At 34.0% G+C, this 14,625-nt stretch carries 8 protein-coding genes; all 8 read right to left on the bottom strand.

The annotated features are described in order from the left end of the window. Window position 1: 1 nt before the first annotated feature. The 8 genes from yidC to EZ428_RS13485 all read right to left on the bottom strand — a co-directional run bounded on the left by yidC (window position 2) and on the right by EZ428_RS13485 (window position 14,568). Window positions 2-1,822 (bottom strand): membrane protein insertase YidC, encoded by a 1,821-nt coding sequence (gene yidC / locus EZ428_RS13520; protein WP_131553698.1) that lies wholly within the window; start codon window positions 1,820-1,822, stop codon window positions 2-4. A 20-nt stretch (window positions 1,823-1,842) separates the two neighbouring features. Beyond that, on the bottom strand, window positions 1,843-3,459 hold the full coding sequence (locus EZ428_RS13515; protein ID WP_131553697.1) for a CTP synthase: 1,617 nt from the start codon (window positions 3,457-3,459) through the stop codon (window positions 1,843-1,845). Between the two features lie 372 nt (window positions 3,460-3,831). After that, window positions 3,832-4,599 carry a GLPGLI family protein gene (locus EZ428_RS13510; protein WP_225871062.1) on the bottom strand — a complete coding sequence of 256 codons (768 nt, stop codon included), beginning with the start codon at window positions 4,597-4,599 and terminating at the stop codon, window positions 3,832-3,834. Window positions 4,600-4,603: 4 nt separating this feature from the next. Further along, on the bottom strand, window positions 4,604-7,375 hold the full coding sequence (locus tag EZ428_RS13505) for an outer membrane beta-barrel protein (protein WP_131553695.1): 2,772 nt from the start codon (window positions 7,373-7,375) through the stop codon (window positions 4,604-4,606). A gap of 208 nt (window positions 7,376-7,583) precedes the next feature. Continuing rightward, a complete protein-coding gene (locus tag EZ428_RS13500; RefSeq protein WP_131553694.1) occupies window positions 7,584-8,465 on the bottom strand; it encodes a glycoside hydrolase family 16 protein in 882 nt (293 codons plus the stop codon). Window positions 8,466-8,516: 51 nt separating this feature from the next. Beyond that, complete coding sequence (locus tag EZ428_RS13495; protein WP_131553693.1) at window positions 8,517-9,932, bottom strand: PKD domain-containing protein; 1,416 nt, start codon at window positions 9,930-9,932, stop codon at window positions 8,517-8,519. Window positions 9,933-9,943: 11 nt separating this feature from the next. Beyond that, window positions 9,944-11,455 carry a RagB/SusD family nutrient uptake outer membrane protein gene (locus EZ428_RS13490; RefSeq protein ID WP_131553692.1) on the bottom strand — a complete coding sequence of 504 codons (1,512 nt, stop codon included), beginning with the start codon at window positions 11,453-11,455 and terminating at the stop codon, window positions 9,944-9,946. Window positions 11,456-11,463: 8 nt separating this feature from the next. Next, window positions 11,464-14,568, bottom strand: coding sequence for a SusC/RagA family TonB-linked outer membrane protein (locus tag EZ428_RS13485; RefSeq protein WP_131553691.1), 3,105 nt, complete (start codon window positions 14,566-14,568; stop codon window positions 11,464-11,466). Between the last annotated feature and the right edge of the window lie 57 nt (window positions 14,569-14,625).

Here is a 14,625-nt window from a genome sequence, read left to right as displayed (position 1 = left end):
ACTACTTACCCTTTTTCTCTTGAGTTTTAGCTTGAGCTTGTGTTCTCATGTAATCATCTAAACGAGCTTGAAACTTAGATTTTTTCTTTTCAGTTTGTGGCTTAGTTTTATTTTCTTGTAAGATGGCGTGAATTTTCTCGTCATTAACCATTCTTCTAATTAAATATTGTTGCAAGAACGTGAACATATTCGCTAAGAAATAGTAATAGTTCAAACCAGCAGGATAGCTATTTAAAACACCTAAGAAAATAATTGGCATGATGTAACCAATATATTTCATTTGACCAGTAGCTCCAGAAATTTGGTTGTTAAAGTAAGTGTAAATTAATGTAGAAATAGTCATCAAAATACACATTAAACTCAAGTGGTCGCCAATAAATGGAATGGTAAAGCCAAATTTAATAAAATCATCATATGTAGATAAATCGTGCATCCATAAGAAGCTTTCTCCTCTTAACTCAAATAAGTTAGGGAAGAAGAAGAAGAAGGCCATTACAAAAGGTAATTGTAGTAACATTGGCAAACAGCCACCCAAAGGATTTACACCAACTTTCTTATAAAGTTTTAAGTATTCTTGTTGTAAAAGTGTAGCATTATCTTCACCGACTTTGGCTTTAATTTCATCCATTTCTGGCTTTAAAATTCTCATTTTAGCCATCGAGATGTACGATTTGTAAGTTAACGGTGACATTGCCAATTTAAGCAATACTGTTAACAACAAAATAATTACACCGTAACCCCAACCAAAACTTTCTAAGAACTGGAATACAGGTAATACTATAAATCTATTGATGTATTTTAATGGCCAATAACCCATATCAACTTGCTTCTCAATCTCTTGACCTTGAGCTTTTAAATTGTCGAATTTGTTATCACCGAAATAGAATTTCATTGCATAGTTTTGAGCAGCTAAATGAGTGTAAGGCAATTGCATATTTGCACCATACCACTTTACTTTACCCGTATCAGTTAAAATTTTAACCTCTAAATCACCTTTTTCAAATGGAACTTGCGGAATTAGAACCGCAGAGAAAAATTGTTGCTTAAATGAGAACCATTCAATTTTACCTTCTTTTAGCTCCTCTTTTTTATCACCACCCATCCCTAAATGGTCTGGATTTTCATTAACATATTTGTAATAAGGTGCTGCGTGTTCTTGTTCTTTTTTATGAGATTTTTCTTGTTGTAACAAAGTAGTTTCCCAATTTAAAGCAACACTATTTCCTTGTACAACTTGGTTTAAGCCATTTAAGTTAATGTTGAAACCAACATTATTACTTCCTGCTTTTACATCATAAACAAACTCAATAAACTTGTCTGCACTGTAATTAGCACGCATGCTAATGCTGTTTGCAGTTTGAGCAGCTTTAGTGAAATACAAATTGTTGGTATTTAATACTTTACCATCAATATTAATATTTAACCCAAACTTGTTATTGTCTTTACCATTGAATAATATAACAGGTTTTTTAGTATAAGTAACCTCTTTTTTTAATTCAACAGATAAAATTTTACCACCTACGTTAGTGAATGTTAATTTTAAGATATCATTTTCTAAAACCGAAGTTTCAGTAACTCCATTAATGTTTCCACCAAATGGACCTTTTAAAGTTGTAGTATCTGGCTTAACAGAATCTGCAGGCTTTGTGGCAGCAACTGCAGGTGCTGTTTTTGCTCCGTTTGCTTTAGCTAGTGAATCTGCAGTAATTTTTTGTCTTTGTTCTTCTTTTTTAAGATCGGCCGCATCAGGCTTCATGAAAAAAACAGAAGCTCCAATAATAACCATTATTAGAAAGAGCCCTGTAAATGTATTTCTATCCATTATGTTGTTTTAAACTTGTATTAATTTGTTTTCTTTTTGGTACGCTCCATCGCGGCGGCGACAAATTTAACAAAAAGTGGGTGAGGATTTGCAACAGTTGACTTTAATTCTGGGTGAAATTGTCCACCAACAAAAAATGGATGGTTTTTAAGCTCAATAATTTCTACCAATTTGCTATCTGGATTTATACCAGAAGCAGTCATTCCAGCATCTTCATATTGCTTTAAATAACTGCTGTTAAATTCATAACGATGTCTGTGTCTTTCAGTTATGTGTTGTTTTCCGTAAGCTGCAAAAGCTTTGGTTCCTTTTTTAATATCGCATGGATATGCGCCTAAACGCATAGTGCCACCTTTTAAAGTAATATTTTTCTGTTCTTCCATCATGTTAATAACAGGATGTTTAGAGTTTTCATCTATCTCAGTAGTATTCGCGTTAGTTAAACCTAAAACGTTTCTACCATATTCTATAACTGCACACTGCATACCTAAACAAATTCCAAAAAACGGAATTTCATTCTCTCTCACATATTTAATCGCTGTTATTTTCCCTTCAATACCACGACTTCCGAAACCAGGAGCAACTAAAACACCTTGTAAATGTCCTAATTTCTCTTTTACGTTATCATCATAAATACTTTCAGATGGAATATATTCTACACGAACTTTACATTCATTTTTAGCACCTGCATGAATAAAAGCTTCTGTAATAGATTTATAAGCGTCTGGTAACTCTACATATTTACCAACTAAACCAATTTTAACATCAGCCGTAGGGTTTTTTAAACGTCCTAAAAAGTCCTTCCAGCTTTCCATATCTGGTTCGTTTTTAGTAGGAAGTTTTAATTTGCTTAAAACTGTTTTGTCCAATTGTTCTTTCATCATCAATAAAGGCACGCTATAAATAGAAGATGCATCTATTGATTCGATTACTGCATTAACGTTTACGTTACAGAATAAAGCAATTTTTTTTCTGATATCTGGACTAATGTGGTGTTCTGTACGGCAAACCAAAATATCAGGCTGGATACCATACTCTAACAATGCTTTAACCGAGTGTTGTGTAGGTTTGGTTTTTAATTCTCCTGCTGCAGCTAAATATGGAACTAATGTTAAGTGAATTACGATTGCGTTATTAGCGCCTTCTTCCCATTTAAACTGGCGAACGGCCTCTACAAATGGTAAAGATTCGATATCACCAACTGTACCACCAATTTCTGTAATTACGATATCATAATCGCCACTTTCACCTAAAATACGCATGTTGCGTTTAATTTCATCGGTAATGTGTGGCACAACTTGAACTGTTTTTCCCAAATAATCGCCAGCTCTTTCTTTATTAATTACATTTTGGTAAATACGACCAGTGGTAATGTTATTAGCCTGTGAAGTAGGGGTGTTCAAAAAACGCTCATAATGACCTAAATCTAAATCTGTCTCTGCTCCATCTTCTGTAACATAACATTCGCCATGCTCATAAGGATTTAATGTTCCTGGATCAATATTAATATAAGGATCAAATTTTTGAATGGTTACACGATAACCTCTTGCTTGTAAAAGTTTGGCTAATGAAGCGGATATGATGCCCTTACCTAATGAGGAAGTAACACCGCCCGTAACAAAAATATACTTAGTCATGTTTGTGAGTTTGTGAAATTAATAGGCTTTTAAGGCCGTTTTAATTGTTTTTGTACGGGATACAAAGCTACACAAATTTATGGTTTTAGTGGTATTTGTTTTGAATAAATTATCTAGTTGATAGTCAATGATTAACTACGTCTTGTCATTCTGAGCTTGAAAAGAATCTAATTAGAGAAGCTTTATTAAGGCAAATTTCTTCATAAATATTAAAAATTTTTAGAAAAACAATGTCAGCAAGTTTTGGCTAATTAACCCGACTTTTCGCTGCTGCCAAAGTTTTAAGTCCCGACTTCATCGGGGAAGGGTCGGCATTCGCTTCAATAAGGTTTATATTACGAAAGCCTGTAGTTATTTGGAACATACAGTTCCCTACTGCAGCAAAAAACCATACAAATTCTTTTTAATGTCTTCTATTTTTCTTGGGTTCTTTTTGTCATCATATCTTGTATACATTTCAATTAGTTTTTTAAACTCCTTTTCGTTGTCAGCTCGTTTACCTTTTGCTGGTTCTGAAATTGCATAAATAGGAACATTTACCGATTCTACCTTTGTTGCAAACCAAGTTGTGTTATATCTAGGAATCGCTAAACCTAATATCATTCCAGGTAAACCAGTAAATCCTTCCGGACCGCCTTTTAATAAAATCTCGTCGGTGTAAAAGGCTACAACATAAACGCTATCGTTAATAACTGCTATTGCTTTTCTACAATCGTAACCAGCAATTTTACGAACATCATTCATAATTTTCCAATCTAAATTAGGGATAGTGTCTGGTAAGATATAATCTTCGCCCATGATAGATTTTTTAATTATCCTTTTGCTTTTCGCTAAATCCGTATACATTTCTGAAGTGTTCTGACCAGATGAAAAAGCAAACATCATGTCACTAGCATTAGTGTCTTTCTTTTGTGCTTTGTAACTAGAGGTTGTTTCATTGAAATTATAATCCCACAATGTGGTTACATATTTTTTCATTTTATCTTTTGCATCATCAGACAACCATTTATTATCGGCCATTTGACGTTGAAGATTTAATTTCTTTTCGTAAGTGATTTTTGCACTCGTAACAAAAACATTTTGAGCCTTTAAACTAACAGTTACAAAAGCCAGCACTAAAATTATTATCGATTTATTCATCATCTTATTTTTTATCTGCTTTCGCAAAATTTCCACTTAAACTATAGGTTAATCCAATTAAAACATATCTAGGAATATAACTATAGGTTGATTCATTGATATAATTTCCACCCACATAGCGGTTATAGCCAATTTTCTCATTCAATATGTCAGAAACTGATAGTTTGAGTTCTAGGGCATCCGTCTTTAACATCTTTTTAGATAGGTAAGCATTCCAGATATGTATGTTTAATGGGGTGTCAAATGATGCATTCGCTGGTCTGAAAGACATAGAAATAGTGGTGTTAAACTCCATTTTTCCTGGTAGCTGAATAGTGCCATTTATCTCGTGGTTATGGGTATATGTTTTACCATTGTTAATACTCCCAGTTGTAGAGCTGCTATTTGTGAAATTTACACTTGGTCTGTAACTCAAATTAACCTTTTCAGTATAATAACTTACACTCGGACTAAGTGAAATATTTTTGTTAGAATTTTCATTTATCACGCCGTTAATAACAGAAACATAGGTTGATTCATTGTAACCAACGCTTAACCCTGTTCTTAAATGCAACTTGGCAAAACCTTTTTGGTACGAAGCATTTCCATAAAAATTACTATTACCATTCATATTTATATAACTAGAAACAGTCTTGTTGTTTTTATCGATAGTTTGAGTTGAAACAATTGCATTATTTGTAAAGCTATAGCTAAAATAACCATACATAAATTGCTCTGATTTAAACTGATAGCTATTAAAATTAAAACCAAAATTATTATTAAATGATGGTTTTAAATTCAAATTCCCAACTACTTCATAAAGCGGATTGCTAATTTGTCTAATTGGTTGCAATTGGTCTACTCTCGGTTGATTGGTATTTCCATTATAACTTAAGGAAAAACTAGTGCTTTTTCCTAGTTTATAATTGAAGTTACTTCGAGGTGCCCAGTTTAAATAATCCCGACTAAACTTGTTGTTTCTGTCTAAATCGTTCAAATCAAAACTTGTTTGAGTGGCCTCTACACCTCCAGAAATAGAGAATTTTGTTGCTCTAAATTGTAAAACAACTTTTGCAATATTTGAGAAGTTATTAAAGTCGAAGTTATTACTTAGCGAATCAATTCTTTGTCTGTTTAACAAATTATCATACACCATTTTATTACTTGATGATTCTACGGTTTTAAAACTATATCCTGTTTGTAAAGACCATTTTTTACCTATTGGCTCGGTATATGAAACTCTTGCACCTAATGAGGTTTGCTTACCTGAATTATCTTTGAATAAATCTAATTTTCTAGTGCTATTTAATACACCATTAGTGTAATAATCAGTAATGTTTAAACTGTTTTCAATACTAGCATTATTAGAAGTTTCTGGTTGAAGGTCTATTGTTAATGTTCTGCCTTTTTTCTTAGATTTTCTTGTATAATTAATATTGCCGTTAAATAATTCACTATCGCCATCTCCAGTAGTGGTTTGGTCATTTCTGCTTACAAATAAACCAGCATCATTTAATGATTGATTATAGTTAATTGCTTTATTCTCACTAGTATTCTTTTTGCCTGCAAATGATATTTTTAATGTAGAAAGTGAATCAACAAATATTTCAAAATTTCCTTTTAGGTTTTGACCTGTTTTTCTGGTATAATCCGTTGTTTTACCAGAGCTGAAAAATGATGTGCCGTTTGGTAATAAATTTTGCCCGTTAGAAGTTCTAATGTCATCTACACGGGTATCGTTATTTTTGTAGTTAAGCTTTAAACCTAACTTATTTTCATTCCACTTATCAGAAAAGTGTGCTCCAAATGTTGTATAGTCAGGCAAGCCATTAGTAGGAGAGAAGTAGTCGTCATAATCTCCACCAGACATATATGAAATTGTACTGCCATCATCCATTACCTCAATCATATCATAGTCTCCGCCTTTTAGTTTAGACATAGCGGCAGTTATTTTCGAATCTTGATTTAGGTTTGATGAATTGCCATAAACTGCAGCTTTCATTTTACCTTTATAAATACCTAACATTCCTCCAATATTTTTAAAATGGTCTAAATCACTATTAGCATCAAGTGTGCTGAGATAACCATTTTTTGCATTATCTTTTAGCTTAATGTTAATTATTTTTTCTTTTTTACCATCTTCAATACCAGTTAATTCAGTCTCTTTGCTTTTTTTGTCGTATACCTGAACTTCCTTTACCGAACTAGCTTTTAAATATTTAGTTGCTAATAAAGGATCATCTCCAAAAAACTCTTCACCTTCAACTAAAACGGTGTTTACATCTTCCCCAGCTGCTTTAATTGCACCATTTTTATCTACTTCAATGCCAGGTAGTCTTCGTAATAAATCTTGAACATTGGCATTTGGTTTAACGGCAAAACTATCTGCCTGAAAAACAATGGTATCACCTCTCATTTTAATAGCAGCTTGTCTTTCTGCCTGAATTTTTACCTCATTCAACAAAAAGGTCTTCGTTTCCATGTGGATAGGGCCGAGATTAAATTTAGAACTATCTGTTAATCTGATATCTCTCACATAATCTGCCATTTTTGGATAGGAAATTAATAAGCTGTAATCGCCTTTTTTAAGATTAGTCAGTTCAAATTCTCCTTTTTCATTGGCCCTAACTGTTTTAACCATGATAGAGTCTGTACTTCTAATAAGCACGATTGAGCTGTTTTGAAGTTTTTTTCTTTCAATGGTATCTACAACAGAGCCTCTAATAGTAGCTTTTTGAGCAAAGGCTGATAAAATACAAAGATTCAGGGCAAGTAAAATAAAGAGCTTTTTGAGCATAGGAAGAGCGATAAATAGTTTGTTTGTGTGTTTGTTTTACTAAAGTATATTAAATGTTTTAGCTAATATGTTAAAGCCTTGTTAATAAATGTTAATTCTTAAAAACTTAGTTGATATGGCTAATATATAACTAATTATTTAGTTTTTAAATTTTAATCAAAAAAAATATCCAGACTAAGCTGGATATTTTTAAATAGGAGGGATTGAATTATTTTTCAATCATTTTGTAATAACGAACATAATCAACTTCCATTTTTTGAGGGAAAATATTATCATCAATCCCTTGACTGCCGCCCCAATCGCCACCAATTGCTAAATTTAGCAATAGATGAAATCTTTTGTCAAATGGCCAAACTTTATAACCTTTTCCTTCATTGGCAAATTCAAAAACAATTACGTCATCAAAATATCCTCGAATAGCATAAGGCGTCCAATCAACTCTATATTTATGAAAAGCTGAACTTGCATCAGGAATCATTTTGGTGCTCGTTTTTTGAGTATTTATTTTGAAATAATATGCTTCAGTGTGTGTAGTGAAGTGCACATTGTTTTGGTCATACCCCACATGTTCCATGATATCTATTTCACCAGATTTTGGCCAATCTCCATAAGCCCTATCTGTTGGCAACATCCATATTGCAGGCCAAGTACCTTTTCCAGTTGGTAATTTTGCACTTACTTCCATTCTTCCATACAAAACATCAAGTTTATTTCTGGTTACCAATCTAGCAGATGTATAAGCCATACCATTCATACTTTCTTTTTTGGCAGTAATAGATAGTTTTCCGTCAGCTACACTAGCATTGGCCAAAGTGTTGGTATAATATTGCTTTTCATTATTTCCCCAACCAGAACCACCAAGATCATAATCCCACTTTGCAGTTGCTGGCAAACCATTATAATCAAATTCATCAGCCCAAAAGGGTGTAGTTTCAAATGTCCAATTTTTATCTACAACAGTAACAGAAGTTGGAGGAATGATAATTGGTTCTTCTACATCTTTACCTGAAGAGCACGATTGACAAGACAATATCGAGCCAGTAGAGAGTGCAACTAGAAAATAAGCATTTTTAATTTTTCTATATATCATAGCGGCTAAAATTATAACTGCCTGATTGTAACATCAGGCAGTTGTTTTTTGTTATTTAAATTCGAAATCGTCAATATAGAAAATGCCTGGATTCACGTGCCCTTCGCCACCTAATTGTACAACTATTTTATCATACAAAGTTTGAGCCGTATAAGCGCTGAAATCAAATTCTAATTGTACCCAAGAATTGTATTGTGCTGCGGTAATTGTTTTTACAACTTCTAACTGGGTGGTCCAAGCATTACCACCTAACAATGAATTTTGAAGTTTGATAGAAACAGTAGGCGCTACCTTGGTGAAATCGTTTCCTCCTGGTAAGAATACTTTCAATCTAATCTTATTCTTTGCAGTTAAATCAAAACGATAAGGCATTGTTACATTTAAGTTTCCGTACTGGCCATCAGGTCCTGTTCTTTTTTCGTAGTAACCAACTTTTGCAGAAGTGTTAACAGGGAATTTTGATGGATTGTCATAACTTCTTACATAATCCATATTTTCTGCAGTCCACGTAAACGTAGCTGTATTTTGAAAATCGTCTGTTAAATTAGCTGCTTGAATTGGTTTTTGAACTGGAGGTATAACAGGTCTTACATATCCTTTCCTTATCAATTTTAAATACCAAGCATTACCAGCATTAGATTTATCTAAGCATCTCAACCACATTTCATCGTTAGTTAATGAAAGAATTTGGTACTGAGATACACCTAAATAGTAAGAAATAAATCCGTTATTACTTATTGTAATGTATTTTATTCCATTTACAGTGGTTACCAACCAAGTTAAGTTAGTAGCAGGAGTATAGTTTACTGTTGGGTCGCTGCTTCCTGTTGGCCCACCAATACCAGGTGCGTTAGATGCATTCGCGAAAGTAGTTCCGTTGTTGGCATACGTATATTTCAATGCATTCATATTAAATGTCATCTCATCATCGTAAAATCCCGTTCCTATTTTTTCATCAGGACCAGCTTGATACCAATCTGGAAATTGAGAACCAATTGGCCCCACACCTAAATGGCCTTGTTGTGTTTGATCAATTACCCACGTTTTTCCTGTTGCATTAGATAATCCGCCAGAAAGGGTTGTAAATGCTGGATCTGTTAGCATTGCTGGATTTGTACTTGCAATTACAACTGTTTTTGTTGTAGAAGCATAACCACCATCTGTAACAATGGTTAATTTTACAGTATATGTTCCTGCTAATGGATAAGAAGCTTGAGCATCAACACCTTCTGCTGTTGCACCATTTCCAAAATCCCAAATAGCTTTAAAGCCTAGACCTGTACTTTTAAAATTAACAACATTAGCATTGGTAGAAGTTGGGGTTACAGTAAACTGAACATCAGCTGTTGTAGGTGCTTTGCCTAGTTCTTTTACAGCATCATCTTTTTTACAAGAAGCCAATATAGTTAACATCAAACATAGACCAATCCAGATTGATGTTTTTGTAGTTTTTTTTAATGATTTCATTTTTTTAATGATTAATTATAACCTGGATTCTGTTTAATATTTCCTTTAGTAACATCAATCTCTGTTTGAGGAATCGGTAAATACTCGCTTTTATTAGCTTTAAATCCAACAGCGCCTAAAACAGCTACAGCTTTACCAGTCCGTACTAAATCAAAGAAACGATGCCCTTCGGTAGCTAACTCTAATCTACGTTCATTATAAATGTTATCTAAAGTAACAGGTACAGATCCAAGTCCAACTCTAGCTCTTACCGCATCTAATAATTCCTTCGCTCTAGTAGGGTTACTACCAGCTTTAACCAAAGCTTCAGCTTGCATTAAATAAGTATCTGCTAACCTGATTTCAATTTCATTAATAGGCCAATTTTGTTCAGCAACACCACTCGCAGAGCGGAAAGCTTTTAAAGGCGCATATTTTTTAATGAAATAATCTGTGTTTTGATAACGGGTATTGTAAGTTGCACCAGCAGTTTTTAAGGCAGCTCCATCAATAATTGTTGCAGCAAAACGTGGGTCAGTTTTCAATACATTAACTAAATCTAATGTAACCGGACAGAAGCCCCAACCACTAGAATAAGTATCGCCATTATAGCTATCCATTCCAATAAATTGAGTGCCAACATTGCCTTCACCACCATTAATCCATCCCCAATCTGACCAAGCAGCATTATTTGAGTGAGGGATTTCTAAGATAGATTCTGAGTTGAATTTGTTTGCAGGATTAAAGATATCTGCATAATTAGCCAATAAAGCATATCCATAAGCATTGCCAGTCTTATTAATGTCTTCAAATAAGGTAATGGCTTCTGTAAGTTTGGTATTATCGTTTTGATACAACAATACCTTTGCTAATTGTGCTTTAGCTGCTCCCATAGATATTCTACCTTTTTCACCAGCAGAAATTGTTGCTGGTAAACCAGGAAAAGCATCTCTCAAATCTTTTTCTATTTGAGTATAAACCTGAGCAGGAGTGGCCTGAACTTGTTTGTATAATTCATCAGTTGGTAAAACTGAAGTTATTAATGGAACTTTTCCAAAAAACCTTACCAAATCAAAATAGAAATACGCTCTTAAGAATTTTGCTTCGGCAGTTACTCTTGTTTTAAAAGCAGCACTTAAAGTAGTCGCTTTTTCAATTTTGCTTAAGATTAAGTTAGCGCGATTAATTCCTGTATAGTTCTTGTTCCATAATCCACCTTGTGGGCCAATTCTAGAATCCATATTGAAATTATCAAATGCAACCCAGTTAGGTTGGTCAGATGCATTACTACCTCCAGCCCAACAATCATCTGAAGCTGCACTTAATAAAGGCATTTTCATAGTGTAACCACCAGTTGTTCCCCATTGGGTAACATCGTAAACAGAAATGATTCCTTGCATTACTTCTGTTTCGTTCTTATAGAAATTATCTTCTAAAGCTGTGCCTTTTGGTGTTAGCTCAAGAAAATCTTTTTTACATGATACGAAAACCTGCATCATCGCAACTATTGCGATAGTACATTTTATATATTTTTTGTTCATCATTTATATTATTAAAAACCAACATTTAAACCTGCAAAGAAAGTTCTAGCTTGTGGGTAAAAACCACGATCAACACCATAACTACCGCCGCCAATCTCTGGATCATAACCTGTATATTTGGTTAGGGTTAATAGGTTATTAGCCATCACATAAAATCTTAATTTATTTAAGCCTGCTTTGCTAATTAAATTTTTTGGTAGTGAGTAACCAACTTGTAATGTTTTTATTCTGAAATATGAACCATCCTCTATAAATAAACTAGATACACGGCTATAATTTTTATTGTCATCAGCCAAAGTAAGTCTAGGTGTTGTGTTGCTAGTACCAGGTCCAGTCCATCTGTTTAAAATTGCAGTTGTGTAATTCGCAGTTGGTAAGTCAAATCTTCTCAATGCATTAAAAACTTGGTTACCAGCTACTCCTTGACCTAAAACAACCAAATCAAAGCCTTTATAAGCTGCATTAAATGTTAAGCCATAAGTAAAATCTGGAGTTGGGTCACCAATAATTTCTCTATCGTTATCACTAATTAAACCATCGCCATTTAAGTCGCGGAATTTAATATCTCCAGGTTTAGCATTAGGCTGAATTAATCCGCCAGCACTATTTTTGTAATTAGTGATGTCTGCTTGAGTTTGGAACAAACCTTCGCTTCTATAACCATAAAATGAACCAATTGCATGACCTACCTTAGTACGAGTAACCTCTAAACCTTGAGGTGTTACCGTTTGTCCGCCTAAGAATTCTTTGTCATCCCCTAAGAAATCTATGTTGTTTGTTAGGAACGATGCATTAGCAGCAACTCTAAATGAGAATTCTCCAATTTTTTTATTGTAACCTATTTCTAATTCAAAACCTTTGTTTGATAAATCGGCTATGTTACCAATTGGACCTGAGTTACCTACATAACCTGGTACTGCAATTTGCAATAACATACCTGATGTTTTTTTATGATACCAATCTGCAGTAATTGTAAAGTTGCCAAACAAAGTTGCATCCATACCAATATCCGTAGATGACGTTTCTTCCCATCTTAAATCTGGATTAGATAAAGCATCAGGACTAACACCATTATTTAAACCAGCAGAAGTACCTAAAGTATAATTCCTTCCACCACTTACGGTAGATAAATATCTAAAATCTCCGATGTTATCATTACCAGTGATACCGTATGATCCTCTGAATTTCAAGAAAGTAACCACTTTGTTTTGAGGGAAGAAGCTCTCTCTACTTGCAATCCATCCAACAGAACCTGATGGGAAATAACCATATTTATTGTTAGGGCCGAAACGTGATGAACCATCTCTACGGACAATACCAGTAAATAAATATTTCTCGTTATAATCATAAGTTAAACGAGCAAACATAGAGTTTAAAGTATTTAAATATTCGCCACCATAAAATACATCATTAGCTCTCGAAACTGGAAACTGCAAAGAAGCATCTTTTAGGTTATTAACTGGAATACCATCTTTAGAACCACCATTTGTTTCACCTTTATTTTTTTGAGCTGAATAACCTAATAACACCGTGAAGTTGTGTTTCTCAATAGATTTGTTATAGCTAATTGTATTCTCTAATGACCAGAATAATCCTCTATTATTGTTTCTATTATAAGAAGTAATTGTTGTTTGATTGATAGAGTTTAAGTAATAGATAGGAGAGAAGCTTTCACTACCCCAAAAGGCTAAATCAACACCACCTTGTGATCTTAATTTTAAACCTTTTATTGGTTCCACTTCAACAAAAGCATTACCAACAATTTTATCAGACCAACCTTTACCTTGTGCTACAGCTAAAGCCGCAATAGGGTTTAAAATTTCAGATTGTGCGTAACTAGAAATTCCGTAAGGCAAACCTTGTGAATTTCTAACAACTGGATTACCAGTGTATAATGGCAAATTGTATCTAGCTGGGTCTGTTTCTACTACGGGCGTAATAGGATCTATATTGATAGCACGGTTTAATGGAGAACCATATTCTGTGTTTGTTGCAACGCCAACTGAGTTAGTTCTTGTATAACCAATAGTTTGACCGAATTTAATTGCCTTAGCTAATTGGTGTTCAGAGTTAAAACGAGCAGTAAATCTTTTGTACTTAGAATTATCTGATGCTACAATACCATCTTGATCAAAATAACCAAACGAGCTATAATAAGTAGATTTTTCATTTCCACCGCTTAAGCTTAATTCGTGATTTTGAATTTTAGCACTGTTATTAAATACAGCAGCTTGCCAATCTGTACCAACACCTAAAGAAGATGGATTCGGGAAACGTGGTGTTCCAACCGTTGGGTTTGCTGCGAATTCTGCTTCGTTGTATAACGTTGCATATTGAGTAGCATTTAATAGGTCTAATTTTCTTGATGGCGCTTGAGTACCTAAATAAGTATTGTAATTAACACTCATTTTACCATTTTTATTACCTTTTTTCGTGGTAACGATAACGACACCATTAGCCGCTCTTGCTCCATAAATTGCTGCAGAAGCTGCATCTTTTAATACTTCTATTGATTCGATGTCTGCTTGGTTTAAGTAATCGATACCTCCACCAACTTGAACTCCATCTACAATATATAAAGCGTCACTGTTGTTAATAGAAGTAGTACCCCTAATACGAAGTGTGGCTCCATCACCTGGTTGACCGGAACTTGTAGTAATAGTTAACCCTGCAGTTCTACCTTGTAAAGATTGTTCAATTCTATTGACTGGCATATTCTCTAAGTCAGATGCCTTAACCTGTGAAATTGCTCCAGTTACAATGCTTTTCTTCTGTGTACCATAACCCACAACAACAACTTGGTCAAGTTCATTTTGCGAATCAGACATCGCAACATTAATAGGTTGCGAACTATTAATTACAAATGTTTGGGTAGCCATACCAATTTGAGAAAACTCAAGAACCGAACCTGCTTTAGGTACTTTGATTCTGAATTGTCCATTTTGATCGGTTGCTACACCTGAGTTAGTGCCCTGAATTTTTACGGATACCCCGGGTAGTGGTAGCCCGTCACTTTTGGAAGTTACTTTTCCCGAAACATCAATTTCTTGAGCGCTGAGGCTCAATGAAAAAAACAGGGAAAAGATCAAAAGAATGAACGTAGATTTTCCTTTCATAACAAATAATTTAAGTTTATATTTTGGTTAGTTCTATCTACAGTTTTTGGGGAGCTA

The organism is Pedobacter frigiditerrae (assembly GCF_004331645.1).
In the GTDB taxonomy this organism is placed as follows: Bacteria; Bacteroidota; Bacteroidia; order Sphingobacteriales; family Sphingobacteriaceae; genus Pedobacter; species Pedobacter frigiditerrae.
This window is presented reverse-complemented; position numbering and strand designations above follow the sequence as displayed.